Source organism: Ferribacterium limneticum, assembly GCF_020510625.1.
GTDB lineage: Bacteria > Pseudomonadota > Gammaproteobacteria > Burkholderiales > Rhodocyclaceae > Azonexus > Azonexus limneticus_A.
This window is the reverse complement of the sequence record NZ_CP075191.1, coordinates 4,015,374-4,039,305: the sequence shown is the minus strand read 5'-3', so window position 1 is coordinate 4,039,305 and position 23,932 is coordinate 4,015,374. Positions and strand designations below refer to the sequence as shown.

The window sequence follows — 23,932 nt, the reverse complement described above, 5'->3', positions numbered from 1 at the left end:
GGTTCAGTCGCCAGCGTCTGTTTTGCGCTCAGTTCGGCAAAACAGCATCAGGCCCTCGGTGATCAGCCAGACCAGCGCCCACACGGCGGCCATCAGGCCGACAGCCCCGGCGGCAAATCCCGCTGCGAAGCCCTCGCCGCAGGAGTGGGGCCAGATGCAGCGGCCGGCCATGTAGAGCAGCCAGCCGGCCAGCCCGGTATGCAGGATGGTCATGACGATGCGTGCCCATCGGCAACCCGTCCTTGCTGGCAGTTGCTTGGTCAGCATCTGCCAAAGGCGCCATAGCGTCCCGGCGAAAGCGAGCGGGACGGCAAACAGGAAAGGCAGCAGCAGGTGTTCCAGAAATGCTTCCGGGCGTCACTTCATCTTGCAGGAAGCCACATAGGCATCCGCATGATTGGTGAAGATGGTGCCCATGGTCTTGTTGGTGACGCGGCCTTGGGCATCCTTGCCGATGGCGCGCAGGTAGTAGTTCTGCACCGGATAGTGGTTGGTGTTGAACTTGAAGTCGCCACGCACGGACTTGAAGCGCTTGGCTTCGAGGGCTTTTTGCAGGGCAGCCTTGTCCTCGACCTTGCCCTTCACGTCGCGCACGGCGGCGTCCATCATCAGCGCCGCGTCGTAGCCCTGCGAGGCGTAAAGTGAAGGCAGGCGACCGTAGTTCTTCTGGAAATCGGCGACGAAGCGCTTGTTCTCGGCATTGTCCATGTCGTGCGCCCAGTGCGACGAGTTGAACATGCCCATCATCGAACTACCGACGGCCTTGATCACGTCCTCATCGGCCGAGAAGCCGGGGGCGAACAGCTGGGTGTCGCGCGACAGGCCGGCCGAGACGAACTGCTTGACGAAGTTGATGCCCATGCCACCCGGCAGGAAGAAGAACAGCGCATCGGGCTTGGTGGCGCGAATCTGCGCCAGTTCGGCGGCATAGTCGAGCTGGCCGAGCTTGGTATAGATCTCGTCAGCGACCTTGCCCTTGTAGTAGCGCTTGAAGCCGGAAACGGCATCCTTGCCACCCGGGTAGTTCGGGGTGACGATCACGACATTCTTGTAGCCCTTGTCCTGAACGATCTTGCCGACGGCTTCGTGCAGGTTGTCATTCTGCCAGGCGACGTTGAAGAAAAAGGGATTGCACTGCTCGCCGGCATACTGCGACGGGCCGGCGTTGGCTGAGATGTAGAAGGTCTGGTTCTGGAAGACCGTCGGGCCGACCGCCAGCATGATGTTGGAGAAGACGATGCCGGTCATGAAATCGACCTTGTCCTTCTTCAGGAATTTGTCGGCTGTCTGCTTGGCGATATCCGGACTCTGCTGGTCGTCGGCGATCAGCACTTCGGCCGGCAGGTTGCCGAGCTTGCCGTTCAGATGCTTCATGGCCAGATTGAAACCGTCGCGAATATCGACGCCGAGGCCGGCGCCGGGGCCTGACAGTGTCGAAACCAGGCCAACCTTGATCTGGTCGGCGGCATGGGCGGAACCGGCAAGCATCAGGACGGCTGCGAGGGCAGTCAGGCGAAGCGACATGGCAATCTCCGGGAAGGCGTCAAAGCGGGAAATTGTAGCTTAGTAACAAGCAGATACGGCTCAAATCGGGGTCGATTTCGGGTATATTCGCGCCCCATGATGAAGAAAGCCGTCGTTCTCCTTTCCGGTGGACTCGATTCCGCCACATGTCTGGCCATTGCTCGCAGCCAGGGTTTTGAAGCCTATTGCCTGTCCTTCAATTACGGCCAGCGCCATTGTGCCGAGCTGGTCGCGGCCGACCGTGTCGTCAAGGCGCTGGGTGCCGCCGAGCATCGCGTCCTCAATTTCGGGCTGGCCCAGTTCGGCGGTTCGGCTTTGACCGATACCAACATCGCCGTACCGACCGAAGGTGTGCAGCCGGGCATTCCGGTCACTTACGTGCCGGCCCGCAACACCATCATGCTTTCTTTGGCGCTGGCCTGGGCCGAGGTGCTGGGCAGCCGCGACATCTTCGTTGGCGTCAATGCGGTGGACTATTCGGGCTACCCGGATTGCCGCCCCGAATACATCGCCGCCTTCGAAACCATGGCCAATCTGGCCACCAAGGCGGGCGTCGAAGGCCACAAGCTGTCCATCCACGCCCCGCTGATCGACCTCTCCAAGGCCGAGATCATCCGCACCGGCGCGGCACTGGGCGTCGATTACAGCCTGACCGTTTCCTGCTACCAAGCCGATGAACTTGGCCGTGCCTGCGGTGTCTGTGATTCCTGCCGCCTGCGCGCCGAAGGTTTCGCCGCTGCCGGGCTGGCCGATCCCACCCTTTACCGCGCCTGATCATGGAAGCTGCCGTTTCGCCCAATACCATTCTCTGGCTGGCCTTTGCCGTTGCCTTCATGTTCGGCGCCATCGCCCAGAAAACCCACTTCTGCACCATGGGGGCGGTGGCCGACATCGTCAACATGGGTGACTGGAGCCGCATGCGCATGTGGCTGCTGGCCATCGGCGTTGCCATCCTTGGCTCAGCCGCGCTGCATGGCGCAGGGCTGATCGACCTCGGCAAATCGATCTACCGCACGCCGAATTTCACCTGGCTGTCCTATCTGGTCGGCGGCGCCTGCTTCGGCGTCGGCATGGTGCTGGCGTCGGGTTGCGGCGGCAAGACCCTGATCCGCATCGGCGGCGGCAATCTGAAGTCTCTGGTCGTCTTCCTGGTGCTCGGGCTGGTCGCCTACATGACCATGCGCGGCGTGTTCGGCGTCTTCCGCGTCAACGTGCTGGAGAAGGCCGTCATCACCTTCCCCGGTGGGCAGGATATCCCGGCCCTGCTGGTGGCGCTGGGTATGGAAGCAAAAACGGCCTTCCTGCTGGCGGTCATCGTCATTGGCGGCGGATTGACGGCATTTTCACTGCTCAAGCGCGATTTCTGGACGCTCGACAACCTGCTTGCCGGTTTCGGCATCGGCCTGTCCGTGGTCGCCGCCTGGTATGTCAGTGGTCACCTCGGTTATCTTGCCGAGCACCCGGATACGCTGGAAGAAGCTTTTATCGCCACCAACAGCGGTCGCATGGAAGCGCTGAGTTTTGTTGCGCCGCAGGCTTATACACTGGAACTGCTGATGCTGTGGTCGGATACCAGCCGCACGGTAACTTTCGCGATTGCCACGGCACTGGGCGTGATTGCCGGTTCCTTCGCCTGGTCCATCGTCACCCGCGGCTTTCGCTGGGAAGGTTTTGCCGGTATCGAAGACACGGCCAACCACTTGCTCGGCGCCGCGCTGATGGGCTTCGGCGGCGTAGTGGCCATGGGCTGCACGGTCGGCCAGGGTATCTCCGGCTTTTCGACGCTGGCACTGGGTTCCATCGTCACCTTCCTGGCCATTGTCGCCGGCGCGGCTGCGACGCTGAAATTCCAGTACTGGCGAATGATGCGCAAGGCCTAGGAGTAGCTCAGGCCTCTTCGTTTTCCTTCAGCTTCTCGATGACCAGCGGGAAGGCGCCGGAGCCGATCAGGGCGACGGCGGAAACGATGAAGGCCAGCCCGGCCATCGGGTCGTCCAGTACCGGGTGCAGGCTGGCGCCGAAACCGGCCAGGCTGATGACGCCAGGAATGGCGCAGAGCACCCCGAGGGCGGTCAGGGCAAGGAAAGAGAACGGGTAGCGGCGCATGGCGTGAGTGTAGACGAGCGCCGGATTCGGCGCGATGATAGGCCGCTATTTTAACGTTTCAGGAGATGCTCATGGACCGTCGTCATTTTTTGCGTTCCGTGGCCGCCATTTCAGCGCTGGGGGCGGTCGAGTTTGCTCCGTGGCAGGCAATGAGTGCCTTCGCCGAAGAGGTCAGCGATTTCGTGCGCGGCCCGGCGATCAAGGACTATCCGCTGCGCCGGATCTCCAAGCATGTCGCGATCATCTTCACGCCCGATGCTTTCCCGACCCCGGAAAACCAGGGAATGATGAGCAACGTCACCTTCGTCAACACCAGCAAGGGTATCATTGTCGTCGATACCGGCGCTTCGGTGCAGATCGGCGAAATGTCCATCCGGCAACTGGAAAAACACCTGAAAAAACCGGTGATCGCCATCATCAACACCCATTACCACGGCGACCACTGGCTCGGGAATCATGCCTACGTCGACCGCTACGGCGACAACCTGCCGATTTATGCCCACCCCGGCACCATTCAGGCGGTCAAGGGCATTCAAGGCAGTCTCTGGCTGACGCTGATCGAAAAGGCGACCAACCAGGCATCGCTCGGCACCCGCATCGTGCCGCCCAATACACCGCTCGAACATGGGGCTGTGCTCAAGTTTGGTGATGTGACGCTGCGCATTCATCACTACGGCACTGTGCATACGCCCTTCGACCTCTGTGTCGAGGTCGTCCAGGACGGCGTGACGCTGGTCGGCGACATTGCGATGGACCGGCGCATTGCCAACATGGATGACGGTTCCTATCTCGGCACCTTCAAGGCCTACGACACGCTGATCAAGAAGACGGGCACCCGGATCTGGCTGCCGGCCCACGGCGAACCGGGCGAACACGTGCTGAAATGGAACCGCGAACTGTTCGAAGGCATCTACCGCCCCTGCGAGCAGGCCGTCAAGAACGGACTGCCGCTTGAAGAAGCCAAGGAACTGGTCCTCAAGGACCCGCGCGTCGCCAGTCGGGCCAAGGAAACCAAGGGCTTCGAGGCGAATATCGGCAAGTACGTCAGCATCGCCTACCTGGAAGCCGAAGCGGCCGGCTTCTAAGCGGCGAACCAACTGCGCTTTTCGTGTTCAGAGGAAAGGGCTGGCCGGTACGCCACTTGCTGCACGCCGGAATAGCCTGATTTTCTTGCCAGAAACCCGACACGATGAACGCCCCAGAATCCCTGCCGCCTGAATTTCCCGCCTTCCACAACAGCTTCGCCGCGCTGCCTGAAGCTTTCTACACCCGCCTTGCGCCGCATCCGCTGCCTGACCCTAACGTGGTCGGCGTCAGTGCTGAGGTGGCCGACTTGCTCGGCCTGCCTGCCGAGTTGATGAACAGCCCCCAGTTTGCCGAGATCTTCGCCGGCAACCGCCTTCTGCCGGGCAGCGAACCGCTGGCCGCCGTTTATTCCGGCCACCAGTTTGGCGTCTGGGCCGGGCAACTTGGCGACGGACGGGCGCATTTGCTGGGTGGTCTGCGGAATGACCAGGGCCATTGGGAAATCCAGCTCAAAGGGGCCGGACGAACGCCCTACTCGCGGGGGGCGGATGGCCGTGCCGTGCTGCGCTCATCGATCCGTGAATTCCTTTGCTCGGAAGCGATGGCCGGCCTCGGCGTGCCGACGACGCGGGCGCTGTGCGTGATCGGGGCCGATCAGCCGGTGCGCCGCGAGGAAATCGAAACGGCCGCCGTGGTAGCCCGCGTCGCGCCGGGCTTCGTGCGTTTCGGTTCCTTCGAACACTGGGCTTCGCGCAATCGAAGCCGCGAATTGCAGCAACTGGCTGATTACGTCATCGACACTTTCCGCCCGGAGTGCCGTGATGTGGCAAACCCCTACGATGCCCTGCTGCGCGACGTTTCCCGCCGTACCGGCGAACTGATTGCCCACTGGATGGCAGTCGGCTTCATGCATGGCGTGATGAACACCGACAATATGTCCATCCTCGGCCTGACGCTGGACTACGGCCCCTTCGGCTTCATGGAAGCCTTCGATGCCGGCCACATCTGCAATCACTCGGATCACCAGGGCCGCTATACCTATCGCAATCAGCCACATGTCGCGCAGTGGAACCTCTACTGTCTGGCCGAGGCTTTCGCGCCGCTGATTAACGACCCGGAAACCGCGCGGGCGGCGGTTGATGAAACCTATGGCGATGCCTTCGCCCAGACCTTCGAGCGCCTGATGTGCGCCAAGCTCGGCTTGCGCCACGCCTTGCCGGATGACGAAAATTTCATTGGTGAAACCTTCGGCTTCCTGCAACAGCATCGGCCGGACTTCACGCTGTTTTTCCGGCGACTGTCGCAAGTGAGTGGCAGTCTCGACGGTGAAGCCATGGCCAAAGCCTATGCGCCTTTGCGCGATCTGTTTGTCGATAGGGCCGCCTGCGATACCTGGCTGGCCAACTGGCGGGCCAGGCTAGCGCAAACGCCGTGGGACGATGGCGAGCGCCAGGCCGCCATGCTCGCCGCCAATCCTAAATACGTGCTGCGCAACTGGCTGGCCGAAGCTGCCATCCGCAAGGCAAAGATGAAGGATTATTCCGAAGTGCAGCGCCTGCTCACCTGCCTGCGCCGCCCCTACGACGAGCAGCCGGAATTCGACGATCTGGCCGCGCAGCCCCCCGACTGGGCCAGCGGATTGGAGGTCAGCTGTTCGAGCTGACCTCGCGGTAATGCTTACTGAACGATGCGGCCGTTGTCGCCGATCATCGCGAAATCGACGAAGGTCGAGCCGGTACGCTTGCTGGAGGTGAAATCCAGCGTGTAGCCGCCGAGGTCGAATTTGCTGCCGCTCAGGGCTTTGGCCGTCGCCGGCCCGCTGGCGCCGCCCTGCTTGAGCGCATTGACCAGGGCCTTGGCGGCAATGAAGCCTTCGATCGAACGCGCCGTCAGGTTGGCATCCTTGGCGCTTTCCTTGAGGCGGACGTATTCGCGGATCAGCGGCAAGGTCGTCTTGCTCTCCAGCGGCATGACGACCGAGAAGGCGTAGCCGCGCGCCAGCGCCGGGCCGAGCTTGGCCAGCAGTTGCTGCGTGTCGATGATCGATAAGCCGTAGATGGTCGCGACGCCGCCTTTCTGGCGGTATTGGCGGACAAATTCGATGGCTGCCGCCGTCGTCGCACCGAGGAAGATCGATTGCGGTGCCGCCTTGATCATGCTGTCGACTGCGTTTTCGACCTTCAGGGTGTTGCGCTCGTAACCGGCCCGCGCCACCAATTGGATGCTGTATTTGCTGCTTGCATTGTCGGCACTGTTCAGCACGTCCTTGCCCATGCCGTCATCCTGGTAGACCAAGCCGACCTTGCTTTGCCCGGTCTGACCCAGTTGCTTGAACAAGCTTTCGACTTCGTCACGATAGGTAGCTTTGACCACATAAGTGGCCGGGGCGCCGATCATTGAACTGGCGCCGGAAAGCGGTCCGATCAAAGGCGTATTGGCCCGCGCCAGGCTGCCGTCGCGGATCAGCGCTTCGATGTTGTTGGTGCCAACCGAGCCGAGAAAAGCGACCGGTTGCTCGTTGGCCAGGCTTTCCTTGACCAGGCGAACGGTTTCCTCCGGCTTGTTTTCATCGTCCCGGCTGAGCAGCCGAATCTGGTTGCCGCCGATACCGCCCTGGGCGTTGATGTGATCGAAATATAGTTTGGCGCCGGCCTGTACAGCCTTCCCGGTCACCCCTTGCGGACCGGAGAGGGGGGCGACCTGAACGACCAGGAGATCCTTGGCGCTGGCGCTGTTCAGGAGTGTGGCGAGAAAAACCGCGGGCAAAGCGCGGCGAAGCGCCATCGTGACTATCGAGAAAGACATCGCTGTTCCTTGTGAGTGGGCTGTCCGGTCAACCGGATCTGGAGATATTGGTTTCGGATTATTCCACCGGTTTGAGCTGCTGCCGATTACGGATATCCACAATTCAAATCCCAGTCTAGTGCGATGCTTATGATAAATAAACTATAAAAATCAATTATTTGGTTTTATGAATTTAACAATTCGTAATTTAAATGGCATGCGGCTGTTTGTTGTGGGACATGCCGATGGTTTTGTCGTCTTCCTGTTTGTCCCTTTTTCCCCAGTCCAGTCCGCAGTCGCACGGCAGATTGCCGGCAGGGTCGCATGCGCTTCCAGCATCCAGATCGCAGGGCAGGTCACAGCCGCAATCGCAGAATCCAGCCTGGCCAGCCAGCGCCAATCTGTTCCGCGTGTAACGGCGATGGACCATGCCGCAACGGTTCAGGCGAATGCGCAAGACAAGCAGGCCGCGCCACAGGCCGAGGCGGCGGATGGCGCGATAGCCGAGTTCTGAACAGCCAGCCCGGCCAGTGTGATGACGATAGGCGCAGCAGTAGCCTTTGGGCGGCGAAAGGTGGCGCTGATAGCGCCGGATGGCAGCGAGGGCAAGTGCTTTCATGGCCACTCTTTCCGGAAATGGGGGCGAAAAAAAGCCGGCAAGAGCATAAGCTCCTGCCGGCTTTGTTCAGGGTCCGGTGCTTACTGGACCTGCTGGATTCCGGCCAGCACCCAGCCGCGGCTGTTGTCGGTTGGCTTGGTCATGTGCCAGATCTCGTCGAACGGTGCAGCTGGTGCATCTTTCTCTTCGCGAATCAGTCCGGTGAAACGGATGCTGACCACATAGCGACTGGTTTCGGTCGCCACATCGAGCACTTCGCCATTGAGTTGGACGACATCGGTCTCTTGCTTGGCGTTGCCACGCTCGGCCATGCCCATCTTGATCTCGGCAAACATTTCCGGCGAGGTGAATTCGCGGATATCGTCGAGATTGCCGGCATCGTTGGAGGCCTGCAGGCGGATGAAGTTGACCTTGGCGTTGCGGACGAAGCCTTCGACATCGAAATCAGCGGGGATATTGCCGCTGGTCGTTGCGTTGGCTATCGGAGCGGCAGCGGAACCGCCGGCCGGAATGAAGTCCGGCTCACGCGGCGCGTTGGCGCCGTAGTTGGCGCCGGCACCGGCGTACTGCATGCCGCCTTGCTGGGCTGCCGCTGCCTTCTTGCGCATGAAATAGCCGATGACGCCGATCACGACCATGGCCAACAGGGCCATCATCATGAAGTTGGCCAGGCCTTCGCCAAAGCCGAAGTGCGAAGCCAGGGCGGCCAGGCCAAGACCGGCGGCCAGACCAGCCAGCGGGCCCATCCAGGAACGCTTCGGCTGAGCTTGCGGGGCGGCAGCCGGAGCAGCATTCTGCTGCTGGGCTGGTGCGGCGGTGGTGGATTTGCTCGGGGCGACCGACTGGCGCTGCATGCCAGCGGAACTGCCACCGCCGAGGCGCTTGGCTTCGGCATCATTGATTTGCAACGTGAAGCCGAGCACCAGCGCCGCGGCCATCATTACGAAATTCTTCATGTTTGTCTCCGGGTGGAAAAGTTACGACTTGTAGTGTAGCGGTTTACTGTTGCTGAAAAATTATCTTGTCCCTGCTTAACTGTTCCAAAAAATCGAAGTTTCAGAGGCGATTGAACAGGGCTGCGGTGGCTACTGGATTGGATGGAAAGTAGAAGTGCACATAAGAGGCCGTCAGTCTGTTTTGTCGATAGATGGCTTCGCCCTCGCGTCCGTCTGCCGTCTGGGCGCGAAGCAGCGGGGCGAGCGGGGTTTCGCTCTTCGAGTAATGGAAGGTATGGCCGGACAGCCGCCCCTCGGGGAGTTCGGCGAACTGGGTGCCGAGGGCCGCCAGGCGTTGCTGCATGACCGAGCGGCCGGGCAGCAGCCCGCCGAAGCGATGGCTGATACCGGCCTTGTCGATGACTTCCTCGAACAGGCTCATCATGCCGCCGCATTCGGCGAGCAGGGGTTTGCCTGCTGCGACATGGCTTTTCAGTGCCTGCCACAGGCCGGCGTGGTTGCTGAGGGCATCGGCGTGCAATTCCGGGTAGCCGCCGGGCAGCCAGACTGCATCGCATTCGGGCAATTCCTCGCCGCCGGTCGGGGAGAAAAAGCGCAGTTCGGCGCCGAGTGCGGTCAGCGTTTCCAGATTGGCCGGGTAGATGAAGCCATAAGCGGCATCGCGGGCGATGGCAATGCGCTGGCCGGCGAGCAGTGGCGGGATGGCCGGCGGTGCGCAATCTTCAAACAATACCGGCGGTGGCAGGTCGACGCTGGCGCTGGTGGCCAGTGCATCGGCCAGGCGGTCGAGGCGTTCGCCGAGGTCGGCGATCTCGGCCGCCTGCAACAGGCCAAGGTGGCGCTCCGGCAGGCTGTCGCGGCTTTTCGGCAAGGCGCCAAACCAGCCCATGCCGGGCGGCAGGCTACCGTGCAGGAACTCGGCATGGCGCGGGCTGGCGACGCGGTTGGCGAGCACGCCGGCGAAGGGCAGGCCGGGGCGGTAGGTGGCCAGGCCGTGCGCGACGGCGCCGAAGGTCTGGGCCATGGCGCCGGCATCGATCAGGGCCATGACCGGGATGCCGAAGCGTTGCGCGATGTCTGCCGCAGAAGGTTCGCCGTCGAACAAGCCCATGACGCCTTCGATCAGGATCAGGTCGGAATCGGCTGCCGCGCGGGCCAGGTGCCAGCGCGCGTCGGCCTCGCCGCACATGCCGAGGTCGAGGTTCTGACAGGGGCGGCCCGACGCGAAAGCGTGAATCTGCGGGTCGAGAAAATCAGGGCCGCACTTGAAGACGGTGACGCGCCGGCCCTGCCGGGCGTGCAGGCGGGCCAGGGCGGCGGTGACGGTCGTCTTGCCCTGGCCAGAGGCGGGGGCGGCGATGAGGAGGGTGGGACAGGCAGGCATGGTGGCTAGTGGATAGGTCGAGAGGGTGAATTATTGGTCATTCCCGCGTAAGCGGGAATCCATGGATGAAGCGAATACCAGGAGGCTACTCCTGGATTCCCGCTTTCGCGGCAATGACGGAAGCGGTCAGAAGCTGGCCCGCAGGCCAAGGCGTAAGGTACGTGGTTCCAGCGGGTGCAGGAGGCGGCCGTCGATGCCGCTGCCCGTGCCGCAGCCGCCGGTGCCGGCCAAGGCTTCGTTACGGGTGCAGGCGCCGCCCCAGTATTCGATGTCGTTGGCTTTCTTGTCGAACAGATTGAGGACGTCGAGCGTGATCTGCAGCTTAGGCGTGATGCGGTAGCCGGCCTTCAGGCTGGCCATCCAGAAAGCGGAAGACTTCTGCTCTCCGGCTTCCTCCAAGGCATAGGCGCCGAGGTAGCGCAGGCGCAGGCCGCCGAACCAGGTGCCGCCGCTGTCGGCGCTGAGGCCGAGCGAGGCGGTGAGCGGAATGGCGTTAGGCACGCGGCGACCGCCGTTGTCCGGGTTGGCCTCCTTGAAACGTGCCTGCGACCAGGCGATGTCGGCATCGATGATCCAGCCATCGGCCGGCGTGATGTAGTTCGACCATTCGATGCCATGCCGGCGCGAGGCGCCCTTGGGCTCGGTGATGCCCTCGTCACCGATGAAAACGAGTTCCGAGGCGAGGGCCATCTGCCAAACCGACAGGCTGCTCTGCCAGCCCTTGAGTGGCGTGGTACGCAGGCCCAGCTCGCTGCCCTTGGCCTTGACGATCAGCGGCACGGCCTCGACGGCGCTGCCGTCCTGCGGATTGCTGCGGGCCGTGGCGCCGCGTGCATCGTTGCTGTGGAAGCCGTGCCCCCAGTTGGCGTAGAACTCGGTCGGGCCGAGCAGATCGAAGGGGCCGAAGACCAGGCCGAGCTTCGGGCTGGTCTGTCCGGCCGAAGCGTCCCCGCCGTTGCTCATGTTGAACTGGCCGGCCAGCGGTGTGACCCGGGCGTCGATCTGGTCGCGGCGCAGGCCGAGCGTGCTGCGCAGCCAAGCTGTCCATTGGGTGCGGGCTTCGAGCAGGACGGCGAGCGCCGTCTGGCGGATACGATCCTCGCGGATGGTGTTGGTTCGTTGTCGGTTCTCGGTGGCGTACAGGCCGACCGAGGCAATCCGGTCCTGGCGAAATTGGGTGCCGAGGCTCAGCTCGGTGTCCTGCCATTGCGGCCCGAGGAACCAGCTGTGCTTGACCTGGCCGCCCCACAGCGTGCGATCGTCGGCCTGTTCGTGCTGGTCGCCCTGCAGGCTGTTGATGTAGCCGGACGGATTGGCAAAGTAGTTCAGGCCGTAGTCGATGACGTAGAGGTTCAGCTTGCTGGCGCCGGTGTTGGTGGTGCGTGCCCAATCGCCGGCCAGGCTGTGGCGGTGCGTGCGGCCGCCGTCGCTTGGCGACAGCGCGCCGTAGCGACCGATTTCGCCGCCGGTGATGGCGCGTTCCGGCACATGCTCGGTGGCCGTCCAGTCGGCTTTGTAGACCATGCCAGTCAGGGCGAAGCCGTTGGCTGCGGTGCCCGAGGTCAGGCGCAGCACGGCGTTGTGTTTTTCGAGATTCTGCGGTTGTTCCCAGGGGCCGTCGTAGCCGCCGACCTCGATGGCGCCGACCAGATTGAGGTCGCCCAGGCTGTGTCCGCCGGCGGCGAGCAGGCGGCGGAAATTGTGCTGGCCCATGCCGAGTTCGACGAAGCTCTGGTCGAGCCTGCGCAGGTAGTCGATGCGCGCTGAGCCGGTGGTGGCGAAATCGCCATCCTCGGCCGCATAGACGCCCTTGCGGTACTGGATGCTGCCGATCAGCTCGGGAATCAGGAAATTGAGGTCCATGTAACCCTGGCCGTGGGCGTGGCTGGCCATATTGACTGGCATGCCCATGACGTGACTGGCGAAGTCGCTGCCGTGGTCGAGATTGAAGCCGCGCAGGAAATACTGGTTGGCCTTGCCGTCACCGGAGTGCTGGGTGACGATCATGCCGGGCACGGTTTCCAGCGCTTCGGCTGGGCGCAGCAGCGGCCGGTTGGTGAGCTGTCTGGCGGTGACTGTGCCTTCGGTGGCCGAGTCGGCAACACCGGTCAGGTCGTGCTGGCCGCTGCTGACGGTGACTTCCTGCAGGGTTGGCATGCCGGCGGCGTGGGCGAGACCGCCAACCGTCAGGGTGAGGGTAAGAAACGAATGCTGCCAAAAGGTGAAATGTGGGTGTCGCATGGACTGCTCCAGTCACGACTGCCTGCCACGGATCGCTGCGCCCTGCGCACACGGTGCCCAGGATCGCTGCCATCCGCATCCCCGCAGACAGTCAGTTTGAAAACACTGCTCCGTCAAGCGGGCAGTACGACGCGACAGGCCGGTCTCCGGGCTGGCAAGTCTTGACGCGTCGCCTTCCCGGGCGATCCCTGCCGCATCGAAATGACACTTTGTCGACTTCACCTCGTCGTGCAATCGCACTGCCTTCGGTTCGTCTTCGTGTTTCATTCCAATGCGGCAGGGATCAATCTCCCAGTGGCCTGATGGCGCGTCCGCACTCGCTTACCGTTGCGGGGGCAGCCGGGGCATTGCGACCGCGTGGGTCGCGCACCCCGTTCCCGTTTCACCCACAGCCCTTGAGGCTGTAAGCACCTGTTGCGGGTGTCCGGCGGTATTGCCTGAGCCTTGCCAGGCCGGACGCTGGCAAGGGTGAAAAAATCAGCCGTTTTCGGCCGTGGCCTCCTCGCCTTCCGGCGGCAGTTCGGTCTGCAGCACGGCGGCGATGTAATCCTCCGGCAGGCGGTATTCGGCGGCCAGTTCGGCGGCGCTCCTGCCGCTCTGCTGGATGGCCGCCATCCAGCCGTTGAGGCCGGTGGACAGCGAACGGCCGGCTTGTTCGCCGGCATGCGTGTTGCGTTCGCCATCCTCTACCGCGTACTTGTTGGCGTAGCCGCGCGGCGTGACCATCAGGCCGTGCTTGATGAAGGTGTTGGAATTGCCGATCAGCACCGTCGACAGCATGCCGATGTCAGCTTCGGCCATCTTGTCCAGGGTGGTGAATTCGATGCGCTGCTTGGGGCGATAGCCGGACTTGACGATGGCGACCGGCGTCTGCGGATCGCGGTGGCGCAGGAAGAGGCGCTGGGCCTCGACGATCTGCTGGGTGCGGCGGCCGCTCTTCGGGTTGTACAACGCGACGACGAAATCGGCGTAGGCCACGGCGTCGAGGCGGCGGGCGATGGTCGGCCACGGTGTCAGCAGGTCGGACAGCGAAATGGCGCAGAAATCATGGGTCAGCGGTGCGCCGACCAGCGCGGCGCAGGTGTTCAGCGCCGAAGCACCGGGCACGATTTCGACCTCGATGTCCGAGTCGGGCGTCCACCCGGCCTGGAACAGCACCTCGAAGGTCGGCCCGGCCATGCCGTACACGCCGGCATCGCCGGATGAAATCAGTGCCACCTTCTTGCCCTGGCGGGCTCGGTCCAGCGCCTCGATGGCGCGGTCGAGCTCCTCGGTCATCGACTTCTTGATCACCTCCTTGCCGGCCACCAGATCGGCGACCAGGCGGATGTAGGTGACGTAGCCGATGATGGTATCGGCCTCGGCAATCGCCGCCCGGGCGCGGGCGGTCAGGTGGTCGTTGCTGCCCGGGCCGAGGCCGACGAGCATGATCTTGCCGGTTTGGGCGGTGCTGTTTTCAGGGGTATTCATTGGGGAATCCTTGCAATGGAGACGGTGGCATTGCGGCCGTCCTGGCCGCGCAGCTTGTATTTTTCGATGATCAAATGGGTCTGGTCGGCGCCGGCGACGAGAATCGCCGCCGCTTCGGAGACGGACGGCGTGCCGGTGTATTTGCGGACGGTTGCGGAGGGGTTCGGCACCTCCACCGTTGCCAACTCGGTAGCGGGGTAGAAGCGGATGTGCCAGCCGTTGGCTTGGGCGACTTCGGCGAGCCCGATTTCGTCAGCCTTGAGGTCGATGGAGGCGACAGCCCGCACATCGGCCAGCCTGGCCTTGGCCAGGGCCAGTGCCTCGGCGATGCACCGGGCGATGGTGGTGGCCGGGGTGCCGCGGTCGCAGCCCAGGCCGAGGGCAATGGGCATTTCTGGCTTGCGCCTCATGCTGGCAGCCTTGCGGGTTCAACCGCTGTTTTCCGCCGTTGAGCGGCGTCTCCCTTTCTTTGCTTCGCCAAAGAAAGGAAGCAAAGAAAGGCGACCCCCGCGTTCGCGCCGGGCCGCTGGCCCGGTCCCCTGCGCTGCTCAAGCAGCCGGGCGCTTCGCAAAACTCGCCTGCGGCTCAGACATTGCGAACCGACTGCCCCCGGCCGCTCTGCGCTGCTCGGCGCTCTCGAGGGGGGAGGGGGGATCTCGTGGTAGTTGGCGTGCGGCATGCTTATTTACGGTTTGGGACGATAAACAACCCACCGTCCAGCCAGTAGGGCGGCGATATCGGCCGGCATCTCCCGTCGGCTGATCCACAGCACGGCAGTGAAGCGGTCGAGCGGTACGTCTTCCAGTTTTTCGAATTGCGTCACGTTGGCGGGCAACGGGCCTTGGCGCCCGTTGGCGTGGTTGGCCCACCAGTCGGTACTGCCGGCTTCCTGCACCAGCGCGACCGGCTCGTCATTCACCATCGCGGCGCTGCAGCGGACGATTTCGTCGTGGCTGGCCTCGAAAGTCCAGCCCAGTTCGCGGCCGAGCAGGTCGACGGCGATGGTGGCGCGGGCGTCCGAGGCGGTGGTCAGCACGGCTTGCGCACCGAGCGCCGTGGCGAGATGGCCAGCCAGCTGGTTGGCGCCGCCGAGGTGGCCGGAGAGCATGGGGATGACGAACTTGCCGGCTTCGTCGATGACGACCACGGCCGGATCGGTTTCCTTGTTTTTCAGGTGGGGGGCGATCAGGCGGACGACGGCACCGAGCGAGACGATGCAGACAATGCCGTCGAAGGCGGCGAACAGCGCCGGCACCTGGTCGCCGACCTTGCCTTCGTAGCAATGCACCGCGCCGGGCGCCGCAGCCTCACCCTCGGCACGGAATTTTTCGGGACAGAACAGCTGTGCTCCCGGCAAGGCGGCGACGACCTTGCCGGCCAGCGCGATGCCATGTTTGGTAATCGAGACGACGGCGATTTTCATTGAGTTGGTAGTAGTCGGTTATTAGTTGTTAGTCGGTAGGCACGGTTTTGACTTCGCTAAGGAAACGCTGATTTATTCGGAAATGACGAATTAATCAGCGCCTCCCTAACAACTAGTGACTAGCTGCTAGCGACTGTCTTTTCCGGCAGCCGCGGCGCAGTTCGCCGCGTACGCGTTTGGGGTTCTGGACCAGCATGAGCGACAGGTAGTTAACTTTTTCGCCCTTTAGGCTGGCCACATCGCGCACGATGCGCTCGTCCGGTGAGCCGACTTTCTCGATGAACACCGAGGTTGCCAGCAGCTCGCGCTTTTCCAGCAGTTCGACGACTTCATCGACCAGCGGCTTGACCTTGAGCAGGGCCAGGGTGTCAAACTCATCAAGCAGGTGGTCGATCACCTCAACGCCGTAGGCGGCCGGGATGATGGCGAAGGTTTCGTCCTCCTCGGCCAGGGTGACGCCGGAAGCTGCGGCGGCGGCAGCGAACGACGACACGCCGGGGATGGTCTCGACTTCGAGTGTTTGCCCCTGCGCCGTCACCAGTTCGCGCACGACGCGGGCGAGGTGGCCGAAGGTGGCGAAGGTCGAGGCGTCGCCTTCGACCAGGAAAACCAGGTCGCGCCCTTCGGCGAGCAAGGCTAGCGTTTGCTCAGCAGCACGCACCCAGGCCTTGGCCAGGATGTCGGCGTCGCGCGTCATCGGGAAGACTAGTTCGACCGCATCGGCCGGCACCGGGATGCCGCCGCGCTCGACAATGGACAGCGCGTAGGACGACTCCTCGGCCTTCTTGACCGGGTACAGCCAGCGGGCGCCGGATTGCAGGGCGGCCCAAGCGCGGCGGGTGATCAGGTCGGGGTCGCCGGGGCCGAGCGAGGCGCCGATCAGTTTTCCGTAGTGTTTTTTTTCAGTCATAGGTTTTCCTTGCTTGCGGTGACGATCCAGACGGGGTTCTGGGCCGCCATCCGGTGCATATCGAGAATTGGCTGGCTGCGGCTGGCCTGCAGTTGCACCACGTCCCAGCTCGCGCCGCTTTCCTTCAGCGCGGCAGTGGCGGTGGCCAGGTTTTCCAGCGTCACGAAATTCATGACCAGCCGGCCGCCGGGCTTCAGGCGGCTGAGGATCAGGCGGATCAACTCGCCCAGTTCGCCGCCCGAGCCGCCGATGAACACGGCGTCCGGATCCGGCCAGCCGTCGAGGTGCTGCGGCGCCTTGCCTTCGACCAACGTGTAATTGCCGACCTGGAAACGGGCCGCGTTGGCGCGGGCGTTTTCGGCGTCGCCGGCATTCTTTTCGATGGCCCAGACATGGCCCTCCGGCGCCAGGCGGGCTGCTTCCAGGCCGACCGAGCCGGAACCGGCGCCGATGTCCCAGACCAGCGCATCCGGCTTCAGGCGCAGCTTGGCCAGCGACAGGGCGCGCGCCTCCTGCTTGGTGATCAGCCCTCCTGATTGGTCACTGCGGGGCGAGCGCTGGATGTACTCGCCATCCTCCAGCCCGAAGGCGGGGACGGCCGTTGCCGTGCGTTCGACCAGCACGACATTGGGCTGCGGGAAATCCATCTCGGCCGCCTCGGCCAGGCTGAGGTCGCGGTAGATGGCTTCATCCGCCAGTAACAGGCGGCAGGCGACCGACAGCCGGGCTTCCTGCGCGTAGCCGGCCAGGATCAGGGCCCGGGCCAGCCGGGCCGGGGTGTTCTCCGGGCCGGTGAACAGCGCCACGCGGGGATGCCGGGCAATGCTGCGCATCAGCTTGTACAGGCCGTGGGAGGGCGGCGCGCCGACAGACCATTCGCCGGCATCGGCGGTGTGGCAGGTGGCGATCTTGATGTCCTGCCAGGCCGTCTTGAAGCGGGCGAAGGCCAGTTGCAGCGTCGACACCGCCGGCAGGATCTCAAAACCATCCGGCCCCAGCTTGCCGGTCAGCCACGAGGCGATGCCGTGGCACAGCGGGTCGCCGGTGGCGAGCGCGACGACGCGGTGGCCGGCGGCGCGTGCTGCCGCAATCCAGCCCGGCACCTGGCCAAGCTGGCCGTCCATGTCGCGCAATTGAGCGCCGGTGGCAAGGTAAGGGCGAACCAGGTCGAGCGTGCGGCCGGCGCCGATCACCAGGTCGGCCGCCGCCAGCCGCTGGCGGGCGGTATCGGACAGGCCGGCCCAGCCGTCGTCGAGAATGCCGAGGAGGGTGCAGGAATTATTGGGCTTCATCTTGTTCTACGCGGCAAATGAACCGGCCTTCAAAATCGCAGACCAGCACGGTCAGGCGATAGTCACCGGGGTAGTGGGTGGTCAGGCTGCGGATGGCCTTGATCGCCAGCTGGCGATGGAAGGCTTCGGCCAGGCCGAGTGCAGCCAGCCGTTCGGCGGCGAAACGGGCGGTTTCGGCAGCGCGGATTTCCTCGATCAGGTCGGCCGGGGCACCGACTTCGCGGGCGGAATCGGCCAGGATGTCGCGGTCCACCTCGGCCTTCCAGGCGTGGGTGACGGCCAGGCCCTGGCACATCTTGGTCAGCTTGCCGACCATGGCGCCGACGGTGATCTCCGGAACGCCGCGCTTGATGGCGCTGCTGAAGGCTGCCTTGACGAAGTCGCCCATCTGCACGAAGCAGGATTCGTCCAGCGCCGGCAACTGGCGCATGGCGAACTTCTCGGTGCGCCCGCCGGTGGTGAAGACGAGGTGCTGCCGCCCCTGATTAAACGCCACATCGACCGCCTGCACGACGCTGGCGCGGAAGGCGGCGGTCGAATAGGGGCGGACGATGCCGGTGGTACCGAGAATGGAAATGCCGCCGAGGATGCCGAGCCGGGCATTCAGCGTCTTCTTGGCCATTTCGTCGCCGCCGGGCACGGAGATGGTGACTTCCAGACCATCGTGATCGAGCAGTTCGCCGGCCACGGCGCGCACGTTGTCGATGATGTTGCGGCGCGGCACCGGGTTGATGGCCGGGCCGCCGACTTCCAGCCCGAGGCCGGGCTTGGTGACGATGCCGACACCGGGGCCGCCCTTGAGCACGACTTCACCGGCGCGGTGCGGCAACAGGCGTACGTCGGCGGTCAGGTGGGCGCCGTGCGTCGCATCCGGGTCGTCGCCGGCATCCTTGACGATGGCGGCATGGGCCAGGCCGGCACTTTCCTCTACGCTGCCGTCGATGACGGCAAAGCTCACTTCCTGGCCGTTGGGCAGCCGGCTGAGCACGCTCTCCGGCACCTCGCTGAGCAGCAGGCCGAGCGTGGCGGCGCGTGCCGCCGCTGCCGAGCAAGCGCCGGTGGTGAAGCCGGTACGGTTGCCGCGCTGGCGCCTGGCGTCGCCCTTGCGAACCTTGGCCAGATTTTCTTCGCTCATGCCGCCTGTTTCTTCTGCTCGACTTCAGCCAGTGAGAGCATGGCGTGGATCGCCGCGACAACCAGCGTCGAGCCGCCCTTGCGGCCCTGGATGGCGACCCACGGCACTTCGTTCACGGTCATCAGCAGATCCTTCGATTCGGCGGCGGAAACGAAGCCGACCGGCATGCCGATGACCAGCGCCGGGCGGACGCCTTCTTCGCGGATCAGGCGGACCAGTTCGATCAGCGCGGTCGGCGCGTTGCCGATGCCGACGATGGCGCCTTCCAGCTTGCCCAGCCGGTGCGCCTTGCGCATGGCCTGCACGGCGCGCGTGCTGTTGGCGGCCTTGGCGGCCTCAATCACGTCGGCATCGGAAATATAGTGGTGGGTGCTCAGGCCGAAGTGGGTGAGGCGCGGCTTGGAGAGGCCGACGCAGATCATCTCGACATCGGCGACGATGGGCGTGTTGCCCTTCAGGACAGCCTGGAAGCCAGCCTGCATGGCATCCGGGTGGAAGGCGGTCAGGCCGTTGAACTCGAAATCGGCGTTGGCGTGGATCATCCGGCGAACCAGCGGCCATTGCTCGGCGGTGTAGCCGTGCGGGCCGGCTTCGGCGTCGATGATGGCGAAGGAGTCGTGCTCGATGGCGCGGCCGGCTTCGGTCAGCTGTTCGGTAACGGTGTTGGCGGCGGTGCTGAAGGTCATGGGGTTTCTCGCAAATCAGTCGTGTTGGTGGGCGCAGCCGTGGGGGTTGGCCATTGCGTGTTCGTGGTGATGGCCGCAGCCGCCGGTGGCGGTGTGGCTGTGGTCGTGCAGATGGCCTTCCTCGGCCTCCGCGCGGTACTTGCAGCCGTCGCATTCGAGCATTCGCCCTTCCGGCAGCTCGTCGTTCCCGACCTTGTCGTCGAGCAGCGTGAAGATGCCGGGGTCGAAACCGAAGTGCGTACCCAGCGCGAAGGTGACCTGCGGGTATTGCAGTCTCAGGCGGGCCACCTGTTCCTGGATGCGCTCGATCAGCACCCCGGTGAAGAGATAGACCGGCACGATGGCGACCTGCATCATGCCCAGCCGAACCTGACGCTGGACGGCGCTTTCCAGGCGCGGCCAGGTGACGCCGGTGAAGGCCAGGTCGACCAGTTCATGGTCGTTTTCCTCGAACAGCCAGCGCGCCATCTTGGCCAGTTCGCCGTTGGCGCCGGCATCGGAGGAACCGCGGCCGAGCAGGATGACGCCGGTGGTTTGCGGGTCGGGCATGGCCAGTTGCTTCATCAGGCGGTCGAGCTGGCTTTGCAGCACGGCAAAGATGTCGCGCCCCATGCCGAGGTGACGGGTGACGGCGAAGTCGACGGCCGGGTGGCGTTCGCGCGCTGCCGCGATGGCGGCCGGCAACTCCATCTTCACATGGCCGGCGGCGTTGAGAATGAAGGGGATGACAAGCACCTTGCCGGCGCCCTGCGCGGCGCGATCCAGCCCTTCGGCAAGCAGCACCTCGGCGTGCTCGATGAAGCAGACCTCGATGCGCCAGTCGGGGCGGCGTTCGCGCCATTGGGCAGCGAAATGGATCGTTTCCTTGTTTCCCTCGCGGCCGCGCGAGCCGTGGCCGACGAGCAGGATGGTGGTGGCGTTCATGCGGCATTCTCCTGGGGGCTCGCCTTGCGGAAGCGATGGCCAAAGGTGGGGTCGTAGAGCTTGGAGCGGATCAGGTCCGGCCAGTCGGCGGCGCCCAGGGTCGGGCTGGCGACGATCATGGCCTGGCTGGCGATCTTTTCGTCCTGGCACTTGCGCTTGATGTCCTTGATCGTGCCGCGCACGATCTTTTCCTCGCCCGGCCAGCTGGCTTTCTGCACCACGAGAATCGGTGCATCCTCGTCCCAGCCGGCGGCGAGCAGCGCCTCCTGCACCTTGTGCAGCAGCGTGATCGACAGGTAGACGCACAGCGTCGTCTTGTGGGCGGCCAGGGCTTCGAGTTCCTCGCCCGGCGGCATCGGCGTGCGGCCGGCGACGCGGGTCAGGATCACGGTCTGCGTCACTTCCGGCAGGGTCAGGGTTTCGCCGGCCGCGGCCATCGAGGCCATGGCCGAGGAAACACCCGGCACCACTGCCCAGGCGATGCCGGCGGCGGTCAGCGGCCGCGTCATTTCGATCAGCGCGCCGTAGAGGCCGGGGTCGCCGGTCTGCAGGCGGATCACCGTTTCATGCCGGTTGGCAGCGGCAATCAGCCAGTCGGTCATCTCTTCCAGCGTCATGTCCTTGGAGTCGCGAATTTCGCAGCCGGCCGGCGCGTACAGCGTTGCCGCCTGATCGACCAGCGAGCCGGCGAAGAGCACAGCACCGGCTTGTTCGAGCAGCTTGCGGCCCTTGACGGTGATCAGGTCCGGGTCGCCGGGGCCGGCGCCGACGAACCAGACGGTGCCGGGTTGCGGTTTAGTGGCCATGGCAGGTAGCTGTTACAGGGAAAGTGAAAAAGTGGCCAAAATTCATCGGGCGTCCTTGGCGGTGAGATGGGTGAGCAGGGCGTCCAGGCTGCGCGGCGGAGGCTGGTCGCCCAGCCCGTGCGCAGCCAGCGCCCGGTGGAGTTCGAGCACAGCCGGGAGTGGCTGGCCGGCGGCGCGTAGTGGCAGTGCGTGTTGCGGCAGGTCGCCGGCGGCGAACGAAGCCAGGCAGCGGCCGGCCGCGAACAAGTGGATGTCGTCGGCCCAGCGATAGGCGAAATCGACGTCGTGGGTCGATAGCACGATGGTGATGCCGCGCGCTGTCAGGCTGTCGAGCAGAGCCTGCAGTTCGATCTGCATGGTGGCGTCGAGCCCGGCCATCGGTTCGTCGAGCAGCAGCACGTCGGGCTGCATGGCCAGTACGCCGGCGATGCACACCCGCTTTTTCTGGCCGAAACTGAGGTGATGCACCGGCTTGTCGGCCAGATCGCTCATGCCGACGGCGGCCAGCGCCGCCCCAACGCGCTGGCGCACCGTGGTCTCGTCCAGCCCGAGGTTGAGCGGGCCGAAAGAGACATCCTCGACCACGCTGGCCGAGAACAACTGGCGGTCGGGATTCTGGAATACCAGCCCGACCCGTCGGCGCAGCGCGTTCAAGCCGCTGCGCCCGTAGTCGACCGGCAGGCCGGCAAAGCGCACCTGGCCACCGGTCGGTCGCAGCAGGGCGTTGAAGTGCTGCAGCAAGGTGGTCTTGCCGGACCCGTTGCGGCCGAGCAGGGCGTTGCGGCTGCCGCTGCGGATGGCCAGCGAGCAGTCGTCCAGACCGATGCTGCCGTCGGCGTAGACATGGCGCAAGGCGCTGGCTTCGAGCAGCAGCGTCATGCCAACAACCTTGCGGCAACGATCAGCAGCCCACCGGCCAGGGCGGCCAGCAGGGTGTCGCGCCGGGCGTGGGCGAAAACCGGGCTGAGAAAACGTAGCGCCCCGTCGCCATTGCGAGCTTGTGCCGCCTGGTGCAAGGCGTGTGCCCGCTGCCAGATCTGGACAGCGAGGTTAGCGGCGAGCCGGCCGATCGAACGCCAGGCCAGCCGCGTCGACGCGTAGCCGAGGCGGGCGTGCTGGGCCGTCGCGGTGTCGTGCAGAGCGGCCGAGAAGACGAACAGCATGCGGTAGCACAGCACCATCAGGTCGAGCAGGACATCCGGGCAGCGCAGACGGCGGAGCAGGCCGAGCAGGTCGGGCAGTGGCGTGGTCAGCACCAGACCGAGCAGGGCGGCGAGGGCGGCCAGCGAGCGGCTACTGAGCGTCGCCACCTGCGGCCAGGCTTCCGGCGCCCAGCGCCAGCTCAGGTTGCTATCGAGGCTGACGAGCAGCGACAGGGCGGAGAGGGCGAGAAAGCCGGTGGCTGGCGCGGCGACACGCAGGTAGAGGCCGGGTGCCACGCCAGCACCCAGGCAGGCGACGCCGGCCAGCAGGGCAGCCACACTGGCAGCGGCCTGCGGCGTCGGCGCGGCGAAGGCGGCGATCAGTCCGGCCAGTGCGAAGGCGCCCTTGGCGGCAGGGCTGACGCGGCGCCAGCGGTTGCCGTAGGCGGCCTGCTCAATCAGCACGGTGATCCTTGCCGGCCTCGGCGGCCCGGCGTTCGGCCTCCTTGAGCAGCCGTTCGCGGGTCACGACCGAACCCAGCCAGTAGCCGATCACCCCGGCACCGAGGGCCGCCTGCAGCGCGAAAAGCAGCGAGGCGATTTCGCCGCTGGCCGGTTCGAGCAGCGGGGCGAACCATGGCTGGTAGTTCGGGGCGATCTGCACGATGGCCTGCTGCGCCTGCGCATCGGCCCCGCCAAAGGTTGCTGCGGGCTGACCATCCGGTCCAGCGGCCGTACCGATGCCGAGGTGTGGCACCAGCCAAAGCGGCAGGGCGGTGAGCAACACGACGGCGGCGATCAGCAGCCAGTTCTGCTTCTTCATGGCCGTGCTCCGCGCCCCGCGAACAGCGGCAGGTGGCGCAGTTCCTCGGCATTGAAGCGGGTCAGGGCATTGACCACCAGCACGGTGAGCAGGCCTTCGCTGATCGCCAGCGGCAACTGGGTGACGGCGAAGATGGCGCCGAACTTGAGCAGCGAGGCGGTGAAGCCGCCGGACGGGTCGGGGAAAGCCCAGGCCAGCTGCAGGCTGGTCGTCAGGTAGGTGGCCAGGTCACCCAGGCAGGCGGCGGCAAAAACGGCGGCGGTGAGGGATAACCCCAGGCCACGGGCCAGGCGGAAAACACCATAGGCCGCGCAGGGGCCGACGATGGCCATCGAAAACAGGTTGGCGCCGAGCGTGGTCAGCCCGCCGTGGGCGAGCAGCAAGGCCTGGAAGAGCAGCACGACGAGACCGACCGGCACCATGGCCAGCGGCCCGAAGAGCAGGGTGCCGAGGCCGACGCCGGTCGGATGCGAGCAACTGCCGGTGACCGAGGGCAGCTTGAGCGCGGAAAGGACGAAGGAAAAAGCAGCGGCGACGCCGAGCAGCATGCGCTGTTCCGGCTGCTCGCGCAGCTGGCGACGGACCGAACGAATGCCGAGGGCGACAAATGGCGCCGACGCGACAGTCCAGCCGAGCGCATGCTCGACCGGCAGGAAACCTTCCATGATGTGCATGCGAACC

General features: G+C 64.7%; 25 protein-coding genes and 1 riboswitch. Of the genes, 4 read left to right on the top strand and 21 right to left on the bottom strand.

Going from position 1 to position 23,932, the window contains the following annotated elements; translation table 11 throughout:
* Positions 1 to 3: 3 nt before the first annotated feature.
* Together KI617_RS19380 and KI617_RS19375 are read right to left on the bottom strand one after the other, a co-directional pair.
* On the bottom strand, positions 4 to 267 hold the full coding sequence (locus KI617_RS19380) for a hypothetical protein (protein ID WP_226449141.1): 264 nt from the start codon (positions 265 to 267) through the stop codon (positions 4 to 6).
* 90 nt (positions 268 to 357) lie between these two features.
* Positions 358 to 1,524 (bottom strand): ABC transporter substrate-binding protein, encoded by a 1,167-nt coding sequence (locus tag KI617_RS19375; protein WP_226449140.1) that lies wholly within the window; start codon positions 1,522 to 1,524, stop codon positions 358 to 360.
* A 96-nt stretch (positions 1,525 to 1,620) separates the two neighbouring features.
* Here KI617_RS19375 and queC point away from each other — a divergent pair, with 96 nt between their 5' ends.
* Complete coding sequence (gene queC, locus KI617_RS19370) at positions 1,621 to 2,298, top strand: 7-cyano-7-deazaguanine synthase QueC (protein WP_226449138.1); 678 nt, start codon at positions 1,621 to 1,623, stop codon at positions 2,296 to 2,298.
* Between the two features lie 2 nt (positions 2,299 to 2,300).
* A complete protein-coding gene (locus tag KI617_RS19365) occupies positions 2,301 to 3,404 on the top strand; it encodes a YeeE/YedE family protein (protein WP_226449136.1) in 1,104 nt (367 codons plus the stop codon).
* A 7-nt stretch (positions 3,405 to 3,411) separates the two neighbouring features.
* Here the strand turns inward: KI617_RS19365 and KI617_RS19360 are convergent, their stop codons facing one another.
* A complete protein-coding gene (locus KI617_RS19360; protein WP_226449133.1) occupies positions 3,412 to 3,630 on the bottom strand; it encodes a hypothetical protein in 219 nt (72 codons plus the stop codon).
* Between the two features lie 71 nt (positions 3,631 to 3,701).
* On the opposite strand from KI617_RS19360, the gene KI617_RS19355 reads away from it, so the two are divergent.
* Both KI617_RS19355 and KI617_RS19350 read left to right on the top strand, forming a co-directional pair.
* A complete protein-coding gene (locus tag KI617_RS19355; RefSeq protein ID WP_226449132.1) occupies positions 3,702 to 4,715 on the top strand; it encodes an MBL fold metallo-hydrolase in 1,014 nt (337 codons plus the stop codon).
* Between the two features lie 104 nt (positions 4,716 to 4,819).
* On the top strand, positions 4,820 to 6,319 hold the full coding sequence (locus KI617_RS19350) for a protein adenylyltransferase SelO (RefSeq protein ID WP_226449131.1): 1,500 nt from the start codon (positions 4,820 to 4,822) through the stop codon (positions 6,317 to 6,319).
* 14 nt (positions 6,320 to 6,333) lie between these two features.
* Here KI617_RS19350 and KI617_RS19345 read toward each other — a convergent pair whose 3' ends face one another.
* From KI617_RS19345 to KI617_RS19260, 18 genes are all read right to left on the bottom strand, one after another.
* Positions 6,334 to 7,461 (bottom strand): ABC transporter substrate-binding protein, encoded by a 1,128-nt coding sequence (locus KI617_RS19345; protein WP_226449129.1) that lies wholly within the window; start codon positions 7,459 to 7,461, stop codon positions 6,334 to 6,336.
* Between the two features lie 187 nt (positions 7,462 to 7,648).
* On the bottom strand, positions 7,649 to 8,059 hold the full coding sequence (gene yidD / locus KI617_RS19340; RefSeq protein WP_226449128.1) for a membrane protein insertion efficiency factor YidD: 411 nt from the start codon (positions 8,057 to 8,059) through the stop codon (positions 7,649 to 7,651).
* Positions 8,060 to 8,139: 80 nt separating this feature from the next.
* A complete protein-coding gene (locus KI617_RS19335) occupies positions 8,140 to 9,015 on the bottom strand; it encodes a Tim44 domain-containing protein (RefSeq protein WP_226449126.1) in 876 nt (291 codons plus the stop codon).
* Between the two features lie 100 nt (positions 9,016 to 9,115).
* Positions 9,116 to 10,399: a cobyrinate a,c-diamide synthase gene (locus KI617_RS19330; protein ID WP_226449124.1), complete on the bottom strand. Its 1,284-nt coding sequence runs from the start codon at positions 10,397 to 10,399 to the stop codon at positions 9,116 to 9,118.
* A gap of 126 nt (positions 10,400 to 10,525) precedes the next feature.
* Positions 10,526 to 12,640 carry a TonB-dependent receptor gene (locus tag KI617_RS19325; RefSeq protein WP_226449122.1) on the bottom strand — a complete coding sequence of 705 codons (2,115 nt, stop codon included), beginning with the start codon at positions 12,638 to 12,640 and terminating at the stop codon, positions 10,526 to 10,528.
* Positions 12,641 to 12,760: 120 nt separating this feature from the next.
* A riboswitch (cobalamin riboswitch) is annotated at positions 12,761 to 13,070 on the bottom strand.
* Between the two features lie 47 nt (positions 13,071 to 13,117).
* Positions 13,118 to 14,110, bottom strand: a complete 993-nt coding sequence (gene cobJ, locus KI617_RS19320) for a precorrin-3B C(17)-methyltransferase (protein ID WP_226449120.1) — start codon at positions 14,108 to 14,110, stop codon at positions 13,118 to 13,120.
* Complete coding sequence (locus KI617_RS19315) at positions 14,107 to 14,520, bottom strand: cobalamin biosynthesis protein (protein ID WP_226449118.1); 414 nt, start codon at positions 14,518 to 14,520, stop codon at positions 14,107 to 14,109. The genes cobJ and KI617_RS19315 overlap by 4 nt, the downstream gene beginning before the upstream one ends.
* A 275-nt stretch (positions 14,521 to 14,795) precedes the next feature.
* Positions 14,796 to 15,533 (bottom strand): cobalamin biosynthesis central domain-containing protein, encoded by a 738-nt coding sequence (locus KI617_RS19310; protein WP_226449116.1) that lies wholly within the window; start codon positions 15,531 to 15,533, stop codon positions 14,796 to 14,798.
* Between the two features lie 112 nt (positions 15,534 to 15,645).
* Positions 15,646 to 16,443, bottom strand: a complete 798-nt coding sequence (cobI, locus tag KI617_RS19305) for a precorrin-2 C(20)-methyltransferase (RefSeq protein WP_226449114.1) — start codon at positions 16,441 to 16,443, stop codon at positions 15,646 to 15,648.
* Complete coding sequence (cbiE, locus tag KI617_RS19300; RefSeq protein ID WP_226449112.1) at positions 16,440 to 17,735, bottom strand: precorrin-6y C5,15-methyltransferase (decarboxylating) subunit CbiE; 1,296 nt, start codon at positions 17,733 to 17,735, stop codon at positions 16,440 to 16,442. The genes cobI and cbiE overlap by 4 nt, the downstream gene beginning before the upstream one ends.
* On the bottom strand, positions 17,722 to 18,870 hold the full coding sequence (locus tag KI617_RS19295; protein WP_226449110.1) for a cobalt-precorrin-5B (C(1))-methyltransferase: 1,149 nt from the start codon (positions 18,868 to 18,870) through the stop codon (positions 17,722 to 17,724). The genes cbiE and KI617_RS19295 overlap by 14 nt, the downstream gene beginning before the upstream one ends.
* Positions 18,867 to 19,556: a precorrin-8X methylmutase gene (locus KI617_RS19290; RefSeq protein WP_226449108.1), complete on the bottom strand. Its 690-nt coding sequence runs from the start codon at positions 19,554 to 19,556 to the stop codon at positions 18,867 to 18,869. Before KI617_RS19290 ends, KI617_RS19295 begins: the two co-directional genes overlap by 4 nt.
* A gap of 15 nt (positions 19,557 to 19,571) precedes the next feature.
* A complete protein-coding gene (locus tag KI617_RS19285) occupies positions 19,572 to 20,480 on the bottom strand; it encodes a sirohydrochlorin chelatase (protein ID WP_226449106.1) in 909 nt (302 codons plus the stop codon).
* A complete protein-coding gene (cobM, locus tag KI617_RS19280) occupies positions 20,477 to 21,286 on the bottom strand; it encodes a precorrin-4 C(11)-methyltransferase (protein WP_226449104.1) in 810 nt (269 codons plus the stop codon). The genes KI617_RS19285 and cobM overlap by 4 nt, the downstream gene beginning before the upstream one ends.
* Positions 21,287 to 21,328: 42 nt before the next feature.
* Positions 21,329 to 22,165 (bottom strand): energy-coupling factor ABC transporter ATP-binding protein, encoded by an 837-nt coding sequence (locus tag KI617_RS19275; RefSeq protein ID WP_226449102.1) that lies wholly within the window; start codon positions 22,163 to 22,165, stop codon positions 21,329 to 21,331.
* On the bottom strand, positions 22,162 to 22,893 hold the full coding sequence (gene cbiQ / locus KI617_RS19270) for a cobalt ECF transporter T component CbiQ (protein ID WP_226449100.1): 732 nt from the start codon (positions 22,891 to 22,893) through the stop codon (positions 22,162 to 22,164). The genes KI617_RS19275 and cbiQ overlap by 4 nt, the downstream gene beginning before the upstream one ends.
* Entirely contained in the window at positions 22,883 to 23,251 is a 369-nt protein-coding gene (locus tag KI617_RS19265; protein ID WP_226449099.1) for an energy-coupling factor ABC transporter substrate-binding protein, read from the bottom strand. The genes cbiQ and KI617_RS19265 overlap by 11 nt, the downstream gene beginning before the upstream one ends.
* Entirely contained in the window at positions 23,248 to 23,925 is a 678-nt protein-coding gene (locus tag KI617_RS19260) for an energy-coupling factor ABC transporter permease (protein ID WP_226449097.1), read from the bottom strand. Before KI617_RS19260 ends, KI617_RS19265 begins: the two co-directional genes overlap by 4 nt.
* Positions 23,926 to 23,932 lie beyond the last annotated feature (7 nt).

Bases quoted from the DNA above. Each gene is read 5' to 3' on its own strand.
- KI617_RS19380 (WP_226449141.1), bottom strand. From the start codon at position 267: ATGCTGACCAAGCAACTGCCAGCAAGGACGGGTTGCCGATGGGCACGC.
- cobJ (WP_226449120.1), bottom strand. From the start codon at position 14,110: ATGAATACCCCTGAAAACAGCACCGCCCAAACCGGCAAGATCATGCTC.
- queC (WP_226449138.1), top strand. From the start codon at position 1,621: ATGATGAAGAAAGCCGTCGTTCTCCTTTCCGGTGGACTCGATTCCGCC.
- KI617_RS19310 (WP_226449116.1), bottom strand. From the start codon at position 15,533: ATGAAAATCGCCGTCGTCTCGATTACCAAACATGGCATCGCGCTGGCC.
- KI617_RS19295 (WP_226449110.1), bottom strand. From the start codon at position 18,870: ATGAGCGAAGAAAATCTGGCCAAGGTTCGCAAGGGCGACGCCAGGCGC.
- KI617_RS19275 (WP_226449102.1), bottom strand. From the start codon at position 22,165: ATGACGCTGCTGCTCGAAGCCAGCGCCTTGCGCCATGTCTACGCCGAC.
- KI617_RS19325 (WP_226449122.1), bottom strand. From the start codon at position 12,640: ATGCGACACCCACATTTCACCTTTTGGCAGCATTCGTTTCTTACCCTC.
- KI617_RS19355 (WP_226449132.1), top strand. From the start codon at position 3,702: ATGGACCGTCGTCATTTTTTGCGTTCCGTGGCCGCCATTTCAGCGCTG.
- cbiE (WP_226449112.1), bottom strand. From the start codon at position 17,735: ATGAAGCCCAATAATTCCTGCACCCTCCTCGGCATTCTCGACGACGGC.
- KI617_RS19375 (WP_226449140.1), bottom strand. From the start codon at position 1,524: ATGTCGCTTCGCCTGACTGCCCTCGCAGCCGTCCTGATGCTTGCCGGT.
- yidD (WP_226449128.1), bottom strand. From the start codon at position 8,059: ATGAAAGCACTTGCCCTCGCTGCCATCCGGCGCTATCAGCGCCACCTT.
- KI617_RS19315 (WP_226449118.1), bottom strand. From the start codon at position 14,520: ATGAGGCGCAAGCCAGAAATGCCCATTGCCCTCGGCCTGGGCTGCGAC.
- KI617_RS19260 (WP_226449097.1), bottom strand. From the start codon at position 23,925: ATGCACATCATGGAAGGTTTCCTGCCGGTCGAGCATGCGCTCGGCTGG.
- KI617_RS19365 (WP_226449136.1), top strand. From the start codon at position 2,301: ATGGAAGCTGCCGTTTCGCCCAATACCATTCTCTGGCTGGCCTTTGCC.
- KI617_RS19350 (WP_226449131.1), top strand. From the start codon at position 4,820: ATGAACGCCCCAGAATCCCTGCCGCCTGAATTTCCCGCCTTCCACAAC.
- cobI (WP_226449114.1), bottom strand. From the start codon at position 16,443: ATGACTGAAAAAAAACACTACGGAAAACTGATCGGCGCCTCGCTCGGC.
- KI617_RS19335 (WP_226449126.1), bottom strand. From the start codon at position 9,015: ATGAAGAATTTCGTAATGATGGCCGCGGCGCTGGTGCTCGGCTTCACG.
- KI617_RS19360 (WP_226449133.1), bottom strand. From the start codon at position 3,630: ATGCGCCGCTACCCGTTCTCTTTCCTTGCCCTGACCGCCCTCGGGGTG.
- KI617_RS19330 (WP_226449124.1), bottom strand. From the start codon at position 10,399: ATGCCTGCCTGTCCCACCCTCCTCATCGCCGCCCCCGCCTCTGGCCAG.
- KI617_RS19285 (WP_226449106.1), bottom strand. From the start codon at position 20,480: ATGAACGCCACCACCATCCTGCTCGTCGGCCACGGCTCGCGCGGCCGC.
- KI617_RS19345 (WP_226449129.1), bottom strand. From the start codon at position 7,461: ATGTCTTTCTCGATAGTCACGATGGCGCTTCGCCGCGCTTTGCCCGCG.
- KI617_RS19290 (WP_226449108.1), bottom strand. From the start codon at position 19,556: ATGACCTTCAGCACCGCCGCCAACACCGTTACCGAACAGCTGACCGAA.
- KI617_RS19265 (WP_226449099.1), bottom strand. From the start codon at position 23,251: ATGAAGAAGCAGAACTGGCTGCTGATCGCCGCCGTCGTGTTGCTCACC.
- cobM (WP_226449104.1), bottom strand. From the start codon at position 21,286: ATGGCCACTAAACCGCAACCCGGCACCGTCTGGTTCGTCGGCGCCGGC.